This window comes from Borborobacter arsenicus (assembly GCF_003934165.1).
GTDB lineage: Bacteria > Pseudomonadota > Alphaproteobacteria > Rhizobiales > Rhizobiaceae > Pseudaminobacter > Pseudaminobacter arsenicus.
In genome coordinates, this window is sequence record NZ_RKST01000001.1 from 246466 (window position 1) to 265105 (window position 18640).

The following is an 18640-nucleotide window of genomic DNA, read 5'->3' on the forward strand; positions in this document are numbered from 1 at the left end:
GGACTTATTCGATGCAAATACCCGAGATGGGAGATTCCCTATGGTACCGTACAGTCGGCGAGCCCGTAGTCATCGACCCTGACCTCACCGAGAATCTGCAATCCGATGTAGTGATAGTCGGAGCGGGGTATACAGGATTGAGCACAGCCCTTCACCTGGCTGAAGGCGGCTATTCGGTCGCCGTGATCGAGGCGAAGCAGGTTGGGTGGGGCGCTTCAGGCCGAAATGGCGGCCAGGTGATACCGGGACTGAAACTCGACCCGGATGACCTGGAGCGACGGTTCGGCGCCGCTCTCGTGGAGACAGCCGGCGCCACGGCCGATCTTGTATTCTCCCTCATCGAAAAACATAGCATTCAATGCGAGCCGAGGCGTGCAGGCTGGATACAGGGTGCACATTCGCCACGTGCGCTCAAGGCACTGAACGGGCGGGCAGAGCAATGGGCCCGCAGGGGAGCTTCCGTCGATTTTCTCTCGGCAGCGGAGACTAAGGCGCTGACCGGGACTGACGTTTATTGCGGCAGCCTGATCGACAGGCGAGCAGGAACCATTCAACCCCTTGGCTATGCCAGAGGCCTGGCACGCGCTGCGCGGCAGGCAGGCGCTCAGATCTTCGGCAAGTCGCCAGTGCTTTCCATCAGCAAGGTACCGGGCGGCTGGCGCTCGAATACCGCCGGCGGGTCTGTCTCATCGACTCATGTCGTAATCGCCACCGATGCCTACAGCGACCGGCTATGGCCCGGCCTGGCAAATTCCTTTCTTACGGTAAGAAGCATCCAGATGGCGACGAAACCGCTCGGCAAGATCGCGGAAGAGATCCTGCCGACTGGCGCCTGCGTTTCGGAGAGCCGCAAGCTTTCCTATTACTTCCGGCGGGATGCGGCAGGGCGCTTTCTCATTGGCGGTCGCGGCCCGATGCGGGAGGAAAAAAGCGCGGAAGGCATGTTTACCGCGCTGCGGAGCGCCATCCAGCAAAGATATCCAGCGATCGCCGATTGCGAAATCGAACATCAGTGGTCGGGCAAGGTCTCGCTCACCATCGACCAGTTGCCGCACATCCATGAGCCGGCCCCCGGCATTCACATCGGCCACGGCTACAATGGCCGCGGTATTGCTGTCTCAACCTTGATGGGCGCTTTGCTGGCCGACCGAATCGCCGGCGGCCCGATGCACTCATTGATCCCGCCATCGCCATTGCAGGCAATCCCCTGGCATAGAATCCGTCAACCATTGCTGACGGCTGCCATCGGCTATTACCGTCTCAAGGATGCCCTTGGTTTTGGTTCCTGATGACGGCCGAGCCAGTATATTTCCGAAGCAAAAGAATAGCAGGACATTTCGATGACGCAGAATCTGGACTTCATGTCGGCGACCGAGCTCGCTGCGCGGATTCGCAACGGTGATGTGTCGCCGGTCGATGCGGTCGACGCATCACTCGCGCGAATCGACGAGATCAATCCGCGCCTGAACGCGTTTTGTGCCGTCTATGCAGAAGAAGCCCGCGAGCAGGCACGCGGTGCCGAACGCGCCGTACGGGAAGGCCGCGAACTCGGCCTGCTTCACGGCGTCCCCATCGCTTTCAAGGACCTCACGCCGATGCAGGGCAAGGTCACCACATTGGGATCGCGCGCCTATAGTTCCTGGGTTCCCGACGAAGATGCCGTAATCGTGCAGGCGGCGAAAAAGGCCGGGGCCATCATCGTTGGAAAGACGACCACGCCGGAGTTTGCCTACTCAAGTTTCACCCAGAGCCCTTTATTCGGCGTGACCCGCAACCCGTGGTCTGCCGACCGAACGCCCGGCGGCAGCTCCGGCGGCGCGGCTGTTGCGGTCGCAACCGGCTGCGTTTCCCTTGCCGAAGGATCGGACATGGGAGGTTCGGTCAGGATACCGGCAGCGCTCTGTGGCATCGTCGGCTTGAAACCCAGCCTGGGTCGCGTCCCCTTCACGATATTACCCAGTGTCTATGACACGCTCTCGCATTTCGGCCCCCTCGCCCGGGATTGCGATGATGCGGCGCTGTTTCTGGCTGCCCTCCAGGGACCCAACGACACCGATGTCATGTCGCTGACCGAGAGGCTGGACCTTCCTGCCAAGCTCGATTGCGATCCTGCCAGGTTCCGAATCGCCGTCTCGCGAAATCTCGGCTTCTACGCCGTGGATCCGGACGTGGAACGAAACCTGCTCCAGGTCGTAGCCCATCTTGAGAGCCTGGGCGCCGAAATCATCGAGGTCGAACTTCCCTGGACCAAAGATATTCTCACGGTTTGGCAGGACTATTGGAAGGTCTTCATGGCTGCGTTCTTCGGCCATGCCTACGACGCCATGGCAAGCGAGCTCGACCCCGCGGTCGCCAAGCTTATCGAGCAGGGACGAACCATCTCTGCCGTCGACTACAAGCGCCTGGAGATACCGCGCACAACATGGTGGCACCAGCTTGCCAGCATTCTGAAGGATTGCGACTTCCTGTTGTGTCCAACCATGGCATTGCCGGCGCCGTTGGCGACGCAAAGCGATCGCGACTTCGGTTGGACCGACGACCGGGGCCTGCATCACGGGCTCGACATGACGGCCCCCTTCAATCTTTTCGGGCAGTGCCCCGTGCTCTCGGTGCCAAGCGGCCTTTCTCAAGGCGGACTGCCGACTGCCGTGCAAATCGTCGGGCGCAGAAATGACGACCTGAGCGTTCTGAGGCTGGGCAACCTCATCCATGAAAAGGTGGGCAGGCTTGTTCCTCCTGAACTGCCCAAGGTGAGTGGTTAATTTATCGTGCCTCGACAGGACCAGATATCCCCGGCAGGAGCGATCTGATGGAGCGCGTCGACTGTGTTCATTGCGGGCGCCGGTGTGGTCGGTCTGGCCGTGGCGCGAAGCCTTGCACTTGCCGGGCATGAGCCACTCGTCCTCGACGCCGCTTACCATATCGGAACCGGCACAAGTTCAAGGAACTCCGAGGTCATCCATGCCGGGATCTACTATCCGCCCGGCAGCCTCAAGGCGAAATTGTGCCTGGAAGGGCGCCAACTGCTTTACGACTTTCTCGCCGAGCGCAAAATTGCCCATTCAAGATGCGGAAAGCTCATCGTCGCCACGAGCGAAAACCAGATTCCTGCGCTGGATGGAATCCTACAACGCGCCAATGCGTGCGGCGTGGACGACCTGTCGTTGATTTCGGTTTCGCAGGCCAAGCAGATGGAGCCAGAGCTCAATTGCTCGGCCGCGCTCTACTCGCCGTCGACTGGAATCGTCGATAGCCACCAGTTGATGCTGGCCTTGCAGGCGGAGGCGGAAGCCAATGGAGCCCAGCTCGCATTCGGCACGAAGGTTCTCGGCGGCAAACCGGATGCCAACGGAATCGTCCTGACCACGGAAGATGTCGAAACCGGCAAGCAATTTGAGCTGTCGACGCGCCATTTCATCAATGCTGCGGGGCTGCACGCGCATGATATCGCCAACGCGATCGCAACCTGGCCGGCCGACAGCATCCCGCAGCGGCGGATGGCCAAGGGGAGCTACTTTTCACTCGTTGGCAGATCGCCTTTTTCCCGCTTGATCTACCCGCTGCCGTCCGAAGCCGGCCTTGGCGTTCACCTGACGATCGATCTCGCCGGCCAGGCACGTTTCGGGCCGGACGTCGAATGGGTAGACGAGATCGACTACACGGTCGATCCGGCAAAAGCAGACCAATTCCAATGTGAGATCCGAAATTACTGGCCCGGCCTGACCGATGGTGCACTTCTGCCGGCTTACAGCGGCATCAGGCCGAAGCTGAGCGGTCCCGGCGAAATCGCTGCGGACTTCACCATCCAGGGGCCAGAGGCTCATGGCATTGACGGGCTGATCAATCTTTTCGGCATAGAGAGCCCCGGGCTGACAGCCTGCCTGGCAATCGCCACCCATATCCGCAAGCAATTCTTCAGCTCGTGAGGATGAGGATGGCCTGCCGCCCGATGAGAGGCGGCAGGCCTGTCCGTCTCGCCGATTACTGTACGAAAACGGTGATCGAGCCGTCAGCCTCGGTTTTGGCAGCAACCACGCTGGAAGCCTGGACCTGTTGCTTTTCAAGTTCAGCCTTCAGCGCGGTGTTGGCCTCTACCGCGGCCTGCAACTCGGTCACCTGCTCCTTGTTTTCACTCAAAGCGGTTTCCAGTGCAGTCGCATTCTCGCCCGTGGCGAGATCGCCGACTTTCACCACCTTGACGTTGGATGCTTCCGTCAACGTGCCAATCTGATCCGCGTCGCTCTTGGCGTTACGGATCGACGAGATGACATCATCGAAATTGACATCTGCCGAGACGCTGCCCGTGGTACCGGCGTCGGGTGCGATCGTCGTCGTTCCCGTCGCACCGCTTTCAGCGCCGGTGGTAGCGCCGGCGGCAGGCTTCATCGCATCTTCGGCATAGGAGGCACCGGAAAGCCCGGCGATGGCGATCATCGATGCGGCTGCTAGTGTCAGCGTGCGTTTCATCACTTCATACCTCTTGGTAGCTGTCCCTTCGGTGCGCAGAACAGCGTCAGGCAGCGATGGTTCCTGCCTCATATGAGGTCATTTTGTGAAACAGATGGCAGCGGGCTGCCGGCCGCCTGGGGAAGCAGCAGCAGGGTCGTTAAGATTTGTGCAAGTTTCCTGTTAATGTTTAAGCATTATCACACTCGCTGAAAGCGAGAGATGATGACGCGCACCCTGTTTTTCGTAGCGCTCCTGATGCTCGGGAGCTGCGCAACCGCTCCAAATCGGATCAACAATGCCTGCGCGGTTTTCGACCAGCGCGACGGCTGGTTTACCAACTGGCACCGCGAGGCCAAGCAGGCCGAGCGGGAATTCGGCGTTCCCGTCCCCATACTGATGGCTACGATCTATACCGAATCCGGCTTCAATCCGCGTGCCAAGCCACCGCGAACCAAGCTTCTCGGCTTCATTCCCTGGAAGCGGCCATCCACCGCCTATGGCTATTCGCAAGCGCTCGACGGCACCTGGACAACCTATCAGACCCACACGGGGCGATGGGGCGCAAGACGATCGAATTTCGCCGACGCCATCCATTTCATCGGCTGGTATCATAATCGAAGCCACCAGCTGAACGGTATCGCGCTCAACGACGCCTATAGTCTTTATCTCGCCTATTATTCGGGGCATGCTGGCTATTCGAAAGGGGTGTGGCGAAACAGCTCGGTCGCGCAGCGCGGTGCACGCCGGGCAGCGGATATGGCAACCAGATACGCCGAGCAACTGCGCGCCTGCGGACGCTGAGGCAATCAACCACTCTAACGGTTTACGAAGCTCGTGCCGCTGCAGTTGATTGAGGCTGCGCGTTTTTCGGGCGGAAACCGATCCCATTCGAAGGACAAGAAGCTTGGCGGTGGGGGCAAAGCCGAACCAAGACATATCATGACCTTACGCCTGATACTGATGCTGATGCTCATTACCGCCTTTGCCGTTCTTTTTTCAGAACTGGCCAAGCGCTCGGACGGCCCGACTACCCCCTCGCCCTGTGAGGAATGGTCCAATCCCGATTGCCGGCAGCCGGCAACACCGCCACGGCAATAAGGCGTGTTCTCTCCAAAAAGCGGGAACGGACAGATGCTCACGCCGTTTCGGCCCGCAGCCAGGACAACAGCCCGTCCATATCGCCATCCTCAACCGCTTTGGCCACCCGGCGTCCGACGGCCGCGCCGAATTTATAGCCATGGCCGGAACAGGCAGACACCATGAGGCACCTGCCACTGCTGCGCGCAGTAAAGCGCTCGTCGGTGGTGAAAGTATAGGCGCAGGTGACGACCTCCGTCACCTTATACTCCTCGACACGGGCGATGGGCGGCGAAAACAGATTGCGGATTGCCTCGCCCTCGCCTGCCACCGGCTGCCGGTTCCAGTCGGCATCGCTGGTCTCCACCCGGTGCAGATTAGAACCGAATTTCAGGCCGGCGCCGCCTGTCGGCGGAATGATGTAGCCGTCCGTCTTGCCGCCGACATCGAGGATGACTGGTGCGGCTTCCCAGGCCGATCTGAGATCTGCCGGAGGTTCCAGATAGGCCAATGCGGTGCGATAGGTCGTCAGTTCGAAACCAAGCTCGGGAAAGAGCTTGAGGACCCAGGCGCCGGCGGTGACGACCACCTTGTCGGCCTGCATCCTTTGGCCACCCTCCAGTTCGACGATGCCTCGCTCTTCATCGACCGAAACCACCTTGCTGTTTTCATAGAGATTGGCGCCATGCGTCCGCAGCCAGGCTGCCAAATCGGTCGCTATCCTGCGGCAATGCAGCGCCCCGCCCTCGGGCGAGAAATAGGCATAGCGAAATGTTCCGGGCTGCAGGAACGGCCAGCGCCGGGCAGCTGTTTCGGCATCGAAAAGCTCGAAAGGAAAGCCACCGGCCTCAAGCCCTTCGCGGTATTCCTCGGCTTCATCCCCCGGCTCGCGCGAAACGCAAAGAAAGCCGCGCGGATCGAGATGTGTCTTGCCAAGATCGGCCCAAAGCTCGTCCCATGCCTCATAGGCCTCGGTGATCAGCTGGCCGTAACCGGTGGATGCCCGATAGGCACGGCGGATGATGCGATGATGATCGCCGGACGCCGCCAGCGGGTTGGGGATCGGCCCTTGCTCCACAAGGTTGACGCTGTGGCCCGCCTTGACCAGCGCCCAAGCGGTCGAAAGGCCGGCTATTCCGGCGCCGACGACAATCACATTCATGCAAGGTCCCTTCCGCGCACAAGGCCGGTCAGCCGACAACAAAAAGCCCGCCGCAAGAAGCAGCGGGCTTCTTGATTTGAGCGAAGGCGCCTTATCGGGTCAAGGGCGAGAGCTGGATTTCGACGCGGCGGTTCTGTGCGCGGCCGGCGTCCGTGTCGTTGGAGGCGATCGGGCGGGTCTCGCCGAAGCCGGTGACGGCAAAGCGGCGCTGATCCACGCCCTGCGCGTTGAGATAGTTGGCGACCGAAAGCGCGCGGCGCTGCGACAGGTCGAAATTGTGCTGGTCGCTGCCGGTCGAATCGGTATGGCCATAGACGTCGACCAGCGTCTGGTTGAACTTCTTCAGCACCAGCGCAACCGAGTTCAGCGTCTGGTAGAAGCCGGGCTTGATGTCGTCCTGATCGATGCCGAAAGTGATGTCCGACGGCATATTGAGGATGATCTGGTCGCCTGCGCGCGTTACGCTGACACCGGTTCCCTGTAGCTGTGCCCGCAATTCGGCTTCGTTGCGGTCCATGGTGGCACCGATGGCGCCGCCCGTCAGCGCACCGACGCCCGCACCGATCAGCACGGCGTTACGCTGCGCGTTCTTGCTGCCGCCGACAGCCATGCCGGCAAGCGCACCGAGGCCCGCGCCGATGGCGGCACCGCCGGCCGTGTTGGAGACTTTCTGCTCGCCCGTATAGGGATCGGTGGTGCAGGCGCCCAGAAAAACGGCAGCGGTCAGCGCTGCCATCAGCTTCAAGTTCATTCTCATTTTTCCCTCTCCAAGCAATGTCTTACGATGCAACCCTTCACAGTCGTTCTAACATGAATTGCGGCAAAAAGCCGAGCAAGGGTTAAAGGTCAGCCCTCGGCATTGGCGGGAAGCGCGAAGTGCTTGCGGATAAGCACCAGCCAGCCAAGCGCCCCGAGGCACAGGAAGGTGACGGGAAACACGATCCAATTCAGCATTTCCCAGCCATAGGCGTTGTAGATACCGCCCGACATCAGCGAGGCGAAAGCCACGCTGGAGAACAACACAAAATCGTGGAAACCTTGTGCCCGTGCTTTTTCCGACGGACGATAGGTCTCGGCCACCAGGGCGGTCGCGCCGATGAAACCGAAGTTCCAGCCAAGGCCGAGCAGGATCAGCGCGAACCAGAACTGCCAAAGCTGTATTCCCGAAAGCCCCGCCAAGGCACAGCCGATCAAAAGCACAAAGCCTATAGCCACGATCGTCGGAGCCCCGAAACGATGGATGAGGCGGCCGGTCACGAAGCTGGGCCCGAACATGGCCATTACGTGCCAGGAAATGCCGAGTGTCGCCTCATCGGAGGAGAAACCACAACCGACCATGGCCAGTGGCGCGCCGGTCATGACGAATGTCATGAGCGAATAGGAACCGACCCCGCACAGAAGCGCTATGGCATAAAGCGGCTGCGAAACGATCTGCCGCAGCGACCTGCCGCTGCTGGCTGATTCGGCTTCCTGTCGCCTCTCGGAATGCCCTTCGGCCCGCAGGAAGGACAGGATGACACCACCGGCCGCAGCCAGGACGATGATTGCTGCGAAAGACCCTGCAAACGCGACGGGCGCCAGAAGGTCATGTGTGAAGATGACGATCTGCGGCCCGAGCACTGCCGTGACGATGCCGCCGGCAAGAACGAAGGAGATCGCACGCGCCTTGAATTCAGGCGGCGCATTGTCAGCTGCGGCAAAGCGAAACTGCTGGACGAAGGCTGCGCCGACGCCCACGGTCAACAATCCGGCTGCAAACAGCCAAAAGCCCTGTTCAAACAGAGCAAGCGTCGCGACCAACCCGCCAAGCGCGGTGATCAGCGTTCCGGCAAAGAATCCGTTGCGTTGTCCCAACGTGCGGATCAGGGCTGCCGCCGGCAATGCGCCGAGCGCCAGGCCGACGCTGTACCCGGTGATCGGAGCCGTGGCCAGCGACTTGTCGGCGTCGAGAAGCTGGTAGCCGGCCAGTGCACCAAGCGCAAAGCAAATTGGTCCCGCCGAACCAATAATCGCCTGAGAAGCCGCAAGGATGATCGCCGTGCGCCGCGCGTTCCTTTCTGCGGCAGCGGTCATGAAGCGCCCTTGCCTCGCCCCTCACCACGCAAGCGGCGCGAGACACGGTCCAGAACCGCATTGACCAGCTTTGGCTCCTCCTCGGTGTAGAACGCCTTGGCGATGTCCACATATTCCGAGACAATGACGGCGACCGGTACATCGGCGCGCTTCATCAACTCATAGACGCCGGCCCGCAGGATCGCCCGCAAGGTCGAATCGAGGCGCGACAGCGGCCAGTCCTCGGTCAGCGCCTCGCGGATGACCGGATCAACCACCTTCTGGTTTTCCACCACACCGGCAAGGATAGCCCGGAACCACTGGGCATCCGCCTCGCGATAGAGCGCGCCGTCCACCTCCTTGCCGAGGCGGAAGGCCTCATATTCGGCGGTGATTTCAAGCAGGCCGCTGCCGGCCACATCCATCTGGTAAAGCGCCTGCACGGCGGCGAGACGGGCGACGCCACGCTTATTAGCCTGGCGAATGACCGGCCTGTCCTTGCCCGAGGGGTCGGTGACCATTTTCAGGCTCCGAGTTTTTCGCGCAGTGCAATCATGGTCAAGGCGGCACGGGCAGCAAAACCGCCCTTGTCACCCTCGCTGCGGCGGGCGCGTACCCAGGCCTGCTCGTCATTCTCGACCGTCAGGATGCCATTGCCGACTGCCAGCGATTCATCCACGGCCAAATCCATCAGTGCCCGGCAGGACTCATTGGCGACAATGTCGAAATGATAGGTTTCACCGCGAATGACCGTACCGAGAGCAACGAATCCGTCATAGTCGACGCCGCCATCGGCGGCACCATCCAGCGCATAGGAGATCACGGCCGGAATCTCCAGCGCGCCGGGCACCGTCACGACATCATAGGCCGCACCGGCTGCATCCAGTGCGGCCTTGGCTCCGTCGAGCAGGGCATCGGCCAGTTCGTCGTAGAAGCGCGCTTCGACGATGAGCAGTTTCGGCGCGTTGGGGCTGGTCATGAAGTCTCTCCGGATGCGGGGGAGCGAGCCCCCTGAAATCAGAAGCGGTGGTCTAGGCTTCTTTGGCCGCTTCCGCAAGCCGTGCTGCGTAGCGCGCCATCGTGTCCACCTCCACATTGACGCGGTCGCCCACCTTGCGTTCACCCCATGTGGTGACGGTCAGCGAATGGTGGATCAGGAGCACGTCAAATTGGGTGCCTTGTACCTGATTGACCGTCAGCGAGGTGCCGTCCAGCGCCACCGAACCCTTGGGCGCAATGAACTTCGCCAGTTCGCGCGGTGCGGCGAGGCGAAAGCGCACCGCATCCCCCTCATCCTCACGCGCAACGATCTCAGCCAGGCCATCGACATGGCCGGAAACAATATGGCCGCCAAGTTCGTCGCCGATCTTGAGCGCACGTTCGAGATTAACTTGCGTGCCGGCCTCCCAGGACGAAGCAGTGGTGAGCCGCAATGCCTCCTCCCATGCCTCGACCTCGAACCAGCGCTGGTTTGAGCCCGCTTCCGGCAGCCCCACCACCGTCAGGCAGACGCCCGCGCAGGCGATCGAGGCACCGATGTCTATCGTTTTCGGGTCATAGGCGGTTTCGATGCGCAGCCTGACGCCCTTAGACAGCGGTGCGAGCGAGGCGACCTTGCCCACATCGGTGACAATTCCGGTAAACATCAGCTATCCCTTATCCATTCGCCATAGGCGTCGTCGCCGAAGCGTGCCTCGCGCAGCAGACGAAATCCCTCCGGCATATGGTCGCGGGACACAGGCGACGCAATGCCCCCAGCGCCCAGAGGCTGCGGCCCCTGGAAGAGCACCAGCCGGTCGACCATGCCGTCTTCGAGAAAAGCCCGCGCCGTCCCTGCTCCGCCCTCGACCAGCACGTCCATGATGCCTTGTGCGGCGAGGTCCTCCAGCAATTCGGGCAGCGCTATACGGCCCTCGAACGTGTCCGTCGAAATGAACTTCACGCCCAGTGCCTCAAGCTTGCCGCGACGGCCGGCGTCGGCCTCGGCGTCGATCGCCACGAAAACCGGCACGCTCTGCGCCGACCGCGCCAGTTTCGAGGCGGGATCAAGCCGCGCCAGACGATCCAGAACGATGCGGGCAGGCGAACGGCTCTCCAGCCCCGGCAGGCGAACGGTCAATTCCGGATCGTCGGCGAGCGCTGTGTTGATGCCGATCAGGATAGCATCGGCCTCCGCGCGCATCAGATGCACCTGCCGGCGCGATGCCGCACCCGTAATGGCAATTTGCCCCTCGCCCATCCGGCCGATCATGTCGTCGGAGGAAAGCGCAAGCTTCAGCGTCACTTGGGGTCGCTTGCTAACCGAGCGCATAAGGTAACCAGCAAGCTGATCGGCGGCCTGGTCGGCCAGGACGCGCTCCACCACTTCGATGCCGGCCTGGCGCAGGATCGCATAGCCCTTGCCCGAAACGCGCGGATCGGGATCGCTCGCCGCACCCACCACGCGGGCAATTCCGGCGGCCACCAGCGCATTGGCGCAAGGCGGCGTGCGGCCATGGTGGGCGCAGGGCTCGAGCGTGACATAGGCGGTGGCACCACGCGCCAGATCGCCCGCCTCGGCCATAGCCTCGGCCTCGGCATGGGGCCGGCCACCGACAGCGGTAACACCCCTGCCGACGATGACGGGACCATTGCCGTCGTCGCGCACGATAAGCGTGCCGACAGCCGGGTTGGTGGCAGTCAGACCGGCATGCTTGCGCGACAACCGCAGCGCTGCCGCCATGAAACGCCGGTCTGTGGCCTCGTCAACGCCGCTCATGGCTCAGTTGAGATCCTCATCCTCGCCTTTAAGCTCGCCCAGGACCTCGTGGAAATCCTTGGCTTCACGGAAGTTGCGGTAGACCGAGGCAAAGCGCACATAGGCGACATCGTCGAGCGACTTCAGCGCCTCCATGACCAGCCGCCCGATCTCGCCGGTGGTCACCTCGGTTTCACCGGAGCTTTCAAGCTGGCGCACTATACCGGTGACGGCGCGGTCGATGCGCTCGGGGTCGACATTGCGTTTGCGCACGGCGATTTCCATTGAGCGCAGCAGCTTGTCGCGGCTGAACGGAACCTTGCGGCCGGATTTCTTGACCACGACCAGGTCACGCAATTGCACGCGCTCGAAGGTGGTGAAGCGCCCGCCACAGTCGGGGCAGACACGCCGCCTGCGGATCGCCGCACCATCTTCGGCAGGGCGGGAATCCTTCACCTGGGTGTCTTCAGACTGGCAATAGGGGCAGCGCATGGAAAGCCTTCATCCTTTCGCGATTCCTCTCGCGAAAGGATTAGAGCCTTTCAGGCGGGAAGCAAAGCGCATCCCGCAGTCATTGGAAGGAACCGATGTGCCTTATCCCAGATAGGGGTAGAGCGGGAAGCGGTCGGTCAGTTCCACAACCTTCTTCTTCACCGCAGCTTCGACCGCCGCATTGCCTTCGTCGGAGTTGGCGACCTTCAGTCCGTCCAGAACCTCGGCAATCAGATTGCCGATTTCGCGGAATTCAGCCTGACCGAAGCCGCGCGTGGTGCCGGCAGGCGTACCAAGCCGCACTCCGGAGGTGACGAAGGGCTTTTCGGGGTCGAACGGAATGCCATTCTTGTTGCAGGTGATGTTGGCGCGGCCGAGCGCCGCCTCGGCGCGCTTGCCGGTGGCGTTCTTGGGCCGCAGGTCGACCAGCATCAGATGATTGTCGGTGCCGCCGGAAACGATATCGAGGCCGCTTGCCTTCAGGCTCTCGGACAATGCCTTGGCGTTGGCGACGATATTGGCGGCATAGGTCTTGAATTCCGGCTTCAGCGCCTCACCCAGCGCAACCGCCTTGGCGGCAACCACATGCATCAGCGGCCCGCCCTGAAGTCCGGGGAACACCGCCGAATTCATCTTCTTGGCGATCTCCTCGTCGTTGGTCAGGATCATGCCGCCGCGCGGACCACGAAGCGACTTATGCGTGGTCGTCGTGACGACATGCGCATAGGGCAGCGGCGACGGATGCTGGCCGCCGGCAACCAGGCCGGCAATATGGGCCATGTCGACCATCAGATAGGCGCCGACCTCATCGGCGATCTCGCGGAAGCGCTTCCAGTCCCATACACGCGAATAGGCGGTGCCACCGGCAAGGATCAGCTTCGGCTTGGTCTCGCGGGCAAGGCGCGCCACTTCATCCATGTCGAGCAGATGGTCGTCCTTGCGCACACCATAGGAGACGACCTTGAACCACTTGCCGGACATGTTGACCGGAGAACCGTGGGTCAGATGGCCACCCGAATTGAGATCGAGGCCCATGAAAGTGTCGCCCGGCTGCAGCAGGGCGAGGAACACCGCCTGATTCATCTGGCTGCCCGAATTGGGCTGCACATTGGCAAAGTTGCAGTCAAACAGCTTCTTAGCGCGTGCGATGGCCAGCTCCTCGGCAACGTCGACGAATTGACAGCCGCCATAATAGCGCTTGCCCGGATACCCTTCCGCATATTTGTTGGTCATGATCGAGCCCTGCGCCTCCAGCACGGCCCGGCTGACGATGTTTTCGGAGGCGATCAGCTCGATCTCATGGCGCTGGCGACCCAGCTCGTTGCGGATAGCGCCGAAAATCTCGGGATCGGCATCGGCCAAAGTCGTGGAGAAAAAGGATTCGAAATGTTGCGAATCGGCCGAGTCTCTTGCCATGTCGGGTCAATCCTTGCTGTCTGGAACGGTCAGGGGCGGTGCCCATCATTCCCCAACGGACACCAGTCACGGCGGCCCTTAGCACAGTTGTTCCACTGCCGCCACGCTCGCATCTCGAAATTTGATGGCTGCCTTGCGCCATTAGCCCAACATATATGAAAAAGGCCGCCCTCGGGCGGCCTTCAACGATTAAAGAGAAATCAGGCCGGATCAGGCGCTGACATTGCCCTTCTTTTCCTTTTGCTCGGAATAGATGTAGAGCGGCCGTGCACTGCCGGTCACCACTTCCTCCGAAATCACCACTTCCTGCACGCCTTCCAGCGCCGGCAGCTCAAACATGGTGTCGAGCAGGATGGCTTCCATGATGGAACGCAGGCCACGCGCACCGGTCTTGCGCTCGATGGCGCGCTTGGCGATAGCCGAAAGCGCGTTCTCATGGAACGACAGCTCGACATTCTCCATTTCGAACAGGCGCTGATACTGCTTGACCAGGGCGTTCTTTGGTTCGGTCAGAATCTGGATCAGCGCCGGCTCGTCCAGATCCTCCAGCGTCGCCAGAACCGGCAAACGGCCAACGAATTCCGGAATGAGGCCGAACTTCAGCAGATCTTCCGGCTCCACCTGGCGGAAGAGGTCGCCGGCACGGCGGTCCTCAGGCGAAGCAACCGTCGCGCCGAAGCCAATCGAGGTCTTGCGGCCGCGATCCGAAATGATCTTGTCGAGGCCGGCAAAGGCGCCGCCGCAGATGAACAATATATTGGCGGTATCCACCTGCAGGAACTCCTGCTGCGGATGCTTCCTGCCGCCCTGCGGCGGAACGGAAGCGACCGTCCCTTCCATGATCTTGAGCAGAGCTTGCTGCACGCCCTCGCCCGACACATCACGGGTTATCGACGGATTGTCCGACTTGCGGCTGATCTTGTCGATTTCGTCGATATAGACGATGCCGCGCTGGGCGCGCTCGACATTGTAGTCTGCCGACTGCAGCAGCTTCAGGATGATGTTTTCAACATCTTCACCGACATAGCCCGCCTCGGTGAGCGTGGTGGCATCCGCCATGGTGAACGGCACATCGATGATGCGCGCAAGCGTCTGCGCAAGCAGCGTCTTGCCGCAGCCGGTCGGGCCGATCAGCAGGATGTTGGACTTCGCCAGTTCGACGTCATTGCTCTTGGAGGCATGTGCCAGGCGCTTATAGTGATTGTGGACCGCCACCGAAAGGACCCGCTTGGCATAGGGCTGGCCGATGACATAGTCGTCCAGCACCGCCAGGATCTCCTGCGGGGTGGGCACGCCTTCGCGCGACTTCACCATCGAGGTCTTGTTCTCCTCGCGGATGATGTCCATGCACAGTTCGACGCACTCGTCGCAGATGAACACTGTCGGGCCAGCAATCAGCTTGCGGACCTCGTGCTGGCTCTTGCCGCAAAACGAGCAGTACAGCGTGTTCTTGGAATCACCGCCGCCGTTGCTGACCTTGCTCATTGTCCAAGTCCTTTCAGTCCTGCCCGGCCGGTAGTCCGGCCAAACCCCGTATGATGATGCCTTCCATGGGATGCATCACCATCGGTGCCCTCCATCAACGCTCAACTCTGCACTGATGGAACGTCACTCGATTCACGGCAGCCCCCGCATAAAGCTAAGCCGCCGAAACTCAATACAAACTTAACGTAGGTCGTAGACGCCGTCGAGGGAACAGCAAATTGTGACGGAAATACCGCAGAGGTGCCTTAAAAGTGCGCCATTCCACATTTCCCGCCACAAAACCTCACTTCACCGGCGTCGACTCGGGCCCTTCCACGGCTTCGCGCGTCGAAATGACCCTGTCGATCAGCCCGAAATCAAGCGCCTCGTCCGCGGTCATGAAATGGTCGCGGTCGAGCGTCCTTTCGATGGTTTCATAATCTTTTCCGGTGTGCTTGACATAGACCTCGTTGAGGCGGCGCTTCAGCTTGATGATATCCTGAGCGTGCCTTTCGATGTCGGAGGCCTGCCCCTGGAAACCACCAGAGGGCTGATGGACCATAATGCGGGCATTCGGCGTGGCAAAGCGCATGTCCTTGTGGCCGGCGCACAGAAGAAGCGAGCCCATCGAGGCCGCCTGCCCGATGCAGAGCGTGGAGACAGCCGGCTTGATGAACTGCATGGTATCGTAGATCGCCATGCCGCTGGTGACCACGCCGCCCGGCGAATTGATGTAGAGATTGATCTCTTTCTTCGGATTTTCCGCCTCAAGAAACAGAAGCTGTGCACAAACCAGCGTGGCCATGCCGTCTTCGACAGGGCCGGTAATGAAAATGATGCGCTCCTTGAGCAGGCGCGAGAAGATGTCGTAGGCGCGTTCGCCGCGATTGGTCTGCTCAACGACCATCGGCACCAGGTTCATGTAGGTTTCGACGGGGTTCTTCATAAAACGTCCCTTTGGGTCAGGAGGGGATTGCGGCGCCGGATGGCAGATTCGATGAGTGTATGTCTCCCGATAAATAGGATGTCCACTCCCCCTTGCGCAAGACCGGCACCGGTCCGACCTCGCGCGTGGTAAATGGTGGCCATCGGCTATTTTTCGAGCACTTCCTTGACGACGGTTGCCAGCTGCTTGAGCGAGAACGGCTTGGGCAGGAAGCCGAACTGGGCATCGGCTGGCAGGTTGCGGGCAAATGCGTCTTCGGCGTAGCCGGAAACGAAGATGAACTTGATGTCCGGCTGCAGCTTCCTTAGCTCGCCAAGCAATGTCGGCCCGTCCATTTCAGGCATGACCACGTCGGAAACCACCACATCGACCTGGCCTTCGAGTTCGTGGTAAATTTCCAGCGCCTCCACACCCGACGACGCTTCGTGCACGGTGTAGCCGCGCGAGGTCAGCGCCCGCATGCCGCCCATGCGCACGGCGTCCTCGTCCTCGACCAGCAGCACGGTCGCCGAACCGGACAGATCGCGCACGGCTTCCGGCGCCTTTGCGACCGGCGCCTCGGTGCCGGCACCGTTGGGCTTCTGCTCGGCTTGAGCCGGCTGCGCCTCGCTTGCATGACGCGGCAGCAGGATGCGGAACACCGTGCCTTTGCCCGGCTCGGAGTCGCAGAAGATGAAGCCGCCGGTCTGCTTGATGATGCCATAGACCATGGACAGGCCAAGCCCGGTGCCCTTGCCGACTTCCTTGGTGGTGAAGAAGGGTTCGAACACCTTTTTCAGCACGTCCGGCGGGATACCGGTTCCGGTGTCCTCGACCTCGATCATCACATAATCGGCCGGGACGAGTTCGCGGTAGCCAAAGGCGCGGCAGTCTTCTTCCGCGACATTCTTGGTGCGGATGATGAGTTCGCCGCCATCCGGCATAGCGTCACGGGCATTGACGGTGAGATTGACGATCACCTGCTCGAACTGGCCCAGATCGACCTTCACCGGCCACAGGTCGCGGCCATGATCGACCTTCAACGACACGGATGTGCCGACGAGGCGGGCAAGCAGCATGCGCAGATCGGCAAGCACATCGGTCAGGCTGAGCACCTCCGGACGCAGCGTCTGCTTGCGCGAGAAGGCGAGCAACTGGCGGACCAGCGAAGCAGCGCGGTTCGCGTTCTGCTTGATGTTCATGATGTCGGGGAAAGACGGGTCAGACGGCCGGTGGTTGGTCAACAGGAGGTCTGACGCCATGATGATGGCAGTCAGCACATTGTTGAAATCATGCGCGATGCCGCCGGCAAGCTGGCCGACCGCCTGCATCTTCTGGCTCTGTGCCATCTGGCTTTCCAGCGCCTTCTGCTCCGTGGTCTCGACCGCGTAGACGATCGCCGCCTCCTCCGCGTCCTGCCCGCCTGTGCCGTCGGCCACCGCGTTCACATAGACGCGGATATGGCGCTCCTCATCGTTGGGCAGGACCGTGTCGATCGGGGCGATATCGGCCTGTTGCAGATGCGCCTTCTCCAGTGCGGTGGCAAGCGCGGCACGGTCGCGCTCATGAATGACGGTGTCGAGACGAACGCGCCGGTCCACCGCGTCGCGGTCGACGACATTGGCAAACAGCGAGAGGAACGGGGCATTGGTGCGCAGGATGCGGCCGTCCTGATCGACGCCGGCAATGGCCATCGGCGTGGAATTGAAAAACCGCGTGAAGCGCACTTCGGCGGCGCGCAGATCGGCCGAGGAATCCTCGCCCTCGGTGCGGTTGAGCACGATGGTGCGCGTGGGACCATGCAGCCCCTCGCGGCTAGCCGAAACCCGATGCAGGAAGCGCACCGGCAATGCCTCGCCATTGACCGTCGTGAGATCAAGATCGATCACGGCGTTCCGCGTCGTGCCCGGATCGGCCTTGACCGAGCGGATCAACGCCATGCCGTCACCGGCCACGATCTCATGCAGGGTGGTCGCACCCGGCGTGAAACTGGCAAGGTCGATCCCAAGCCATTCGGCAAGGGTGGCGTTGATATAGGTGACGCGCCCTTCCTGATCGGCGGAGAAGAAACCGGCAGGAGCATGATCAAGGTGGTCGATAGCCTTCTGCAGATCGAGGAAGAAGCGTTCCTGCTCGGCTCGCTCCTTGGAAATGTCGGCAAGCTGCCATGCAAACAAAGGCTGGCGATGGCCGGGAATATTGAAGGTGCGGGCCCTGGCGCGATACCAATGGGCACCGGGCGCCGAACCCGGACGAACCGCTTGCGACAACCGAAACTCGCCATCGCCGGCCTGGCCGTCGCGCAGGCCGGACGCAAGGCGATAGATCGTCGGCGACGCCTCGGCAACATCAGACAGCAACCCTTCCACCGTCTTCAGGTCTGCCGGTGTCGAAGCTCCGGTCATGTCGGCATAGGCACGGTTTGCGTAGACGATCCGCCCCTTGGTGTCGGTGACGACGAGCCCCTGCGCCATTGAATCCACAAACGCCCTGGACAGATCGTCCGTGGATGAACGCCGTGCGAATTCGATAAAGCCGATGGCAGTGGCAAAAAGATAGCCAACACCGATCATCGCCAGGATGCCGAGCATGCCGAGCAGGAAGGGATCGCCGAAGCGCTCGCGGAAAATACCGAAAACAACCGCAGCCCCGGTGAGGACCACGGTGAAGATGATCAGCCGCGTGATCGTGCCGGGGCGCGAATTGTGGTCGACCATCGGTATGGGATAGAATTCACCCCGCTTTTCGTTTCCCATCCGTCTCTTGCCCGTGTTCCCGCGCTCTCCCGGCGCCTGAATGGGCGCCTGTCTGCTTGAATCACATTCTGGCAGACAGGCATAGGCCTAGAACAAGATGAATTCAGATG

Annotated in this window: 17 protein-coding genes; 4 read left to right on the top strand and 13 right to left on the bottom strand. The window is 61.3% G+C overall.

Features of this window, described 5'->3' with window-relative positions; translation table 11 throughout:
* Positions 1–26: 26 nt before the first annotated feature.
* From EET67_RS08830 to EET67_RS08840, 3 genes are all read left to right on the top strand, one after another.
* A complete protein-coding gene (locus EET67_RS08830; RefSeq protein WP_281011061.1) occupies positions 27–1289 on the top strand; it encodes an NAD(P)/FAD-dependent oxidoreductase in 1263 nt (420 codons plus the stop codon).
* Between the two features lie 51 nt (positions 1290–1340).
* Entirely contained in the window at positions 1341–2762 is a 1422-nt protein-coding gene (locus tag EET67_RS08835; RefSeq protein WP_128625783.1) for an amidase, read from the top strand.
* 63 nt (positions 2763–2825) lie between these two features.
* On the top strand, positions 2826–3926 hold the full coding sequence (locus tag EET67_RS08840) for an NAD(P)/FAD-dependent oxidoreductase (protein ID WP_128625784.1): 1101 nt from the start codon (positions 2826–2828) through the stop codon (positions 3924–3926).
* Between the two features lie 55 nt (positions 3927–3981).
* Here EET67_RS08840 and EET67_RS08845 read toward each other — a convergent pair whose 3' ends face one another.
* Positions 3982–4467: a hypothetical protein gene (locus tag EET67_RS08845; RefSeq protein ID WP_128625785.1), complete on the bottom strand. Its 486-nt coding sequence runs from the start codon at positions 4465–4467 to the stop codon at positions 3982–3984.
* A gap of 204 nt (positions 4468–4671) precedes the next feature.
* Here EET67_RS08845 and EET67_RS08850 point away from each other — a divergent pair, with 204 nt between their 5' ends.
* Positions 4672–5250 (top strand): transglycosylase SLT domain-containing protein, encoded by a 579-nt coding sequence (locus EET67_RS08850; RefSeq protein WP_128626140.1) that lies wholly within the window; start codon positions 4672–4674, stop codon positions 5248–5250.
* 334 nt (positions 5251–5584) lie between these two features.
* Here EET67_RS08850 and EET67_RS08855 read toward each other — a convergent pair whose 3' ends face one another.
* The 12 genes from EET67_RS08855 to cckA form a co-directional block, all read right to left on the bottom strand.
* Entirely contained in the window at positions 5585–6688 is a 1104-nt protein-coding gene (locus EET67_RS08855; protein ID WP_128625786.1) for an NAD(P)/FAD-dependent oxidoreductase, read from the bottom strand.
* A 91-nt stretch (positions 6689–6779) separates the two neighbouring features.
* Positions 6780–7439 carry a YiaD family glycine zipper/OmpA-like lipoprotein gene (locus EET67_RS08860; RefSeq protein ID WP_128626141.1) on the bottom strand — a complete coding sequence of 220 codons (660 nt, stop codon included), beginning with the start codon at positions 7437–7439 and terminating at the stop codon, positions 6780–6782.
* A 95-nt stretch (positions 7440–7534) separates the two neighbouring features.
* The gene (locus tag EET67_RS08865) at positions 7535–8761 is read right to left on the bottom strand and encodes an MFS transporter (protein ID WP_128625787.1); all 1227 of its coding nucleotides are present in this window, start codon (positions 8759–8761) and stop codon (positions 7535–7537) included.
* Positions 8758–9261: a transcription antitermination factor NusB gene (gene nusB / locus EET67_RS08870; RefSeq protein WP_128625788.1), complete on the bottom strand. Its 504-nt coding sequence runs from the start codon at positions 9259–9261 to the stop codon at positions 8758–8760. Before nusB ends, EET67_RS08865 begins: the two co-directional genes overlap by 4 nt.
* Positions 9262–9263: 2 nt before the next feature.
* Positions 9264–9719 (bottom strand): 6,7-dimethyl-8-ribityllumazine synthase, encoded by a 456-nt coding sequence (gene ribH / locus EET67_RS08875; RefSeq protein ID WP_128625789.1) that lies wholly within the window; start codon positions 9717–9719, stop codon positions 9264–9266.
* 52 nt (positions 9720–9771) lie between these two features.
* On the bottom strand, positions 9772–10386 hold the full coding sequence (locus tag EET67_RS08880; RefSeq protein ID WP_128625790.1) for a riboflavin synthase: 615 nt from the start codon (positions 10384–10386) through the stop codon (positions 9772–9774).
* Positions 10386–11498 (bottom strand): bifunctional diaminohydroxyphosphoribosylaminopyrimidine deaminase/5-amino-6-(5-phosphoribosylamino)uracil reductase RibD, encoded by a 1113-nt coding sequence (gene ribD, locus EET67_RS08885; RefSeq protein WP_128625791.1) that lies wholly within the window; start codon positions 11496–11498, stop codon positions 10386–10388. The genes EET67_RS08880 and ribD overlap by 1 nt, the downstream gene beginning before the upstream one ends.
* Before the next feature lie 3 nt (positions 11499–11501).
* On the bottom strand, positions 11502–11969 hold the full coding sequence (nrdR, locus tag EET67_RS08890; RefSeq protein ID WP_128625792.1) for a transcriptional regulator NrdR: 468 nt from the start codon (positions 11967–11969) through the stop codon (positions 11502–11504).
* Between the two features lie 102 nt (positions 11970–12071).
* Positions 12072–13385, bottom strand: a complete 1314-nt coding sequence (gene glyA, locus EET67_RS08895; RefSeq protein ID WP_128625793.1) for a serine hydroxymethyltransferase — start codon at positions 13383–13385, stop codon at positions 12072–12074.
* A 210-nt stretch (positions 13386–13595) separates the two neighbouring features.
* Entirely contained in the window at positions 13596–14870 is a 1275-nt protein-coding gene (gene clpX / locus EET67_RS08900; protein ID WP_128625794.1) for an ATP-dependent Clp protease ATP-binding subunit ClpX, read from the bottom strand.
* A gap of 283 nt (positions 14871–15153) precedes the next feature.
* A complete protein-coding gene (locus tag EET67_RS08905; RefSeq protein WP_128625795.1) occupies positions 15154–15795 on the bottom strand; it encodes an ATP-dependent Clp protease proteolytic subunit in 642 nt (213 codons plus the stop codon).
* A 146-nt stretch (positions 15796–15941) separates the two neighbouring features.
* Positions 15942–18530 (bottom strand): cell cycle histidine kinase CckA, encoded by a 2589-nt coding sequence (gene cckA / locus EET67_RS08910; protein ID WP_128625796.1) that lies wholly within the window; start codon positions 18528–18530, stop codon positions 15942–15944.
* Positions 18531–18640: the final 110 nt, after the last annotated feature.

Excerpts from the sequence above, each read along its gene's own strand:
- EET67_RS08830 (WP_281011061.1), top strand. The coding sequence starts at position 27 with ATGGGAGATTCCCTATGGTACCGTACAGTCGGCGAGCCCGTAGTCATC.
- EET67_RS08835 (WP_128625783.1), top strand. The coding sequence starts at position 1,341 with ATGACGCAGAATCTGGACTTCATGTCGGCGACCGAGCTCGCTGCGCGG.
- EET67_RS08845 (WP_128625785.1), bottom strand. The coding sequence starts at position 4,467 with ATGAAACGCACGCTGACACTAGCAGCCGCATCGATGATCGCCATCGCC.
- EET67_RS08850 (WP_128626140.1), top strand. The coding sequence starts at position 4,672 with ATGACGCGCACCCTGTTTTTCGTAGCGCTCCTGATGCTCGGGAGCTGC.
- EET67_RS08855 (WP_128625786.1), bottom strand. The coding sequence starts at position 6,688 with ATGAATGTGATTGTCGTCGGCGCCGGAATAGCCGGCCTTTCGACCGCT.
- EET67_RS08860 (WP_128626141.1), bottom strand. The coding sequence starts at position 7,439 with ATGAACTTGAAGCTGATGGCAGCGCTGACCGCTGCCGTTTTTCTGGGC.
- EET67_RS08865 (WP_128625787.1), bottom strand. The coding sequence starts at position 8,761 with ATGACCGCTGCCGCAGAAAGGAACGCGCGGCGCACGGCGATCATCCTT.
- nusB (WP_128625788.1), bottom strand. The coding sequence starts at position 9,261 with ATGGTCACCGACCCCTCGGGCAAGGACAGGCCGGTCATTCGCCAGGCT.
- ribH (WP_128625789.1), bottom strand. The coding sequence starts at position 9,719 with ATGACCAGCCCCAACGCGCCGAAACTGCTCATCGTCGAAGCGCGCTTC.
- EET67_RS08880 (WP_128625790.1), bottom strand. The coding sequence starts at position 10,386 with ATGTTTACCGGAATTGTCACCGATGTGGGCAAGGTCGCCTCGCTCGCA.
- ribD (WP_128625791.1), bottom strand. The coding sequence starts at position 11,498 with ATGAGCGGCGTTGACGAGGCCACAGACCGGCGTTTCATGGCGGCAGCG.
- nrdR (WP_128625792.1), bottom strand. The coding sequence starts at position 11,969 with ATGCGCTGCCCCTATTGCCAGTCTGAAGACACCCAGGTGAAGGATTCC.
- glyA (WP_128625793.1), bottom strand. The coding sequence starts at position 13,385 with ATGGCAAGAGACTCGGCCGATTCGCAACATTTCGAATCCTTTTTCTCC.
- clpX (WP_128625794.1), bottom strand. The coding sequence starts at position 14,870 with ATGAGCAAGGTCAGCAACGGCGGCGGTGATTCCAAGAACACGCTGTAC.
- EET67_RS08905 (WP_128625795.1), bottom strand. The coding sequence starts at position 15,795 with ATGAAGAACCCCGTCGAAACCTACATGAACCTGGTGCCGATGGTCGTT.
- cckA (WP_128625796.1), bottom strand. The coding sequence starts at position 18,530 with ATGGGAAACGAAAAGCGGGGTGAATTCTATCCCATACCGATGGTCGAC.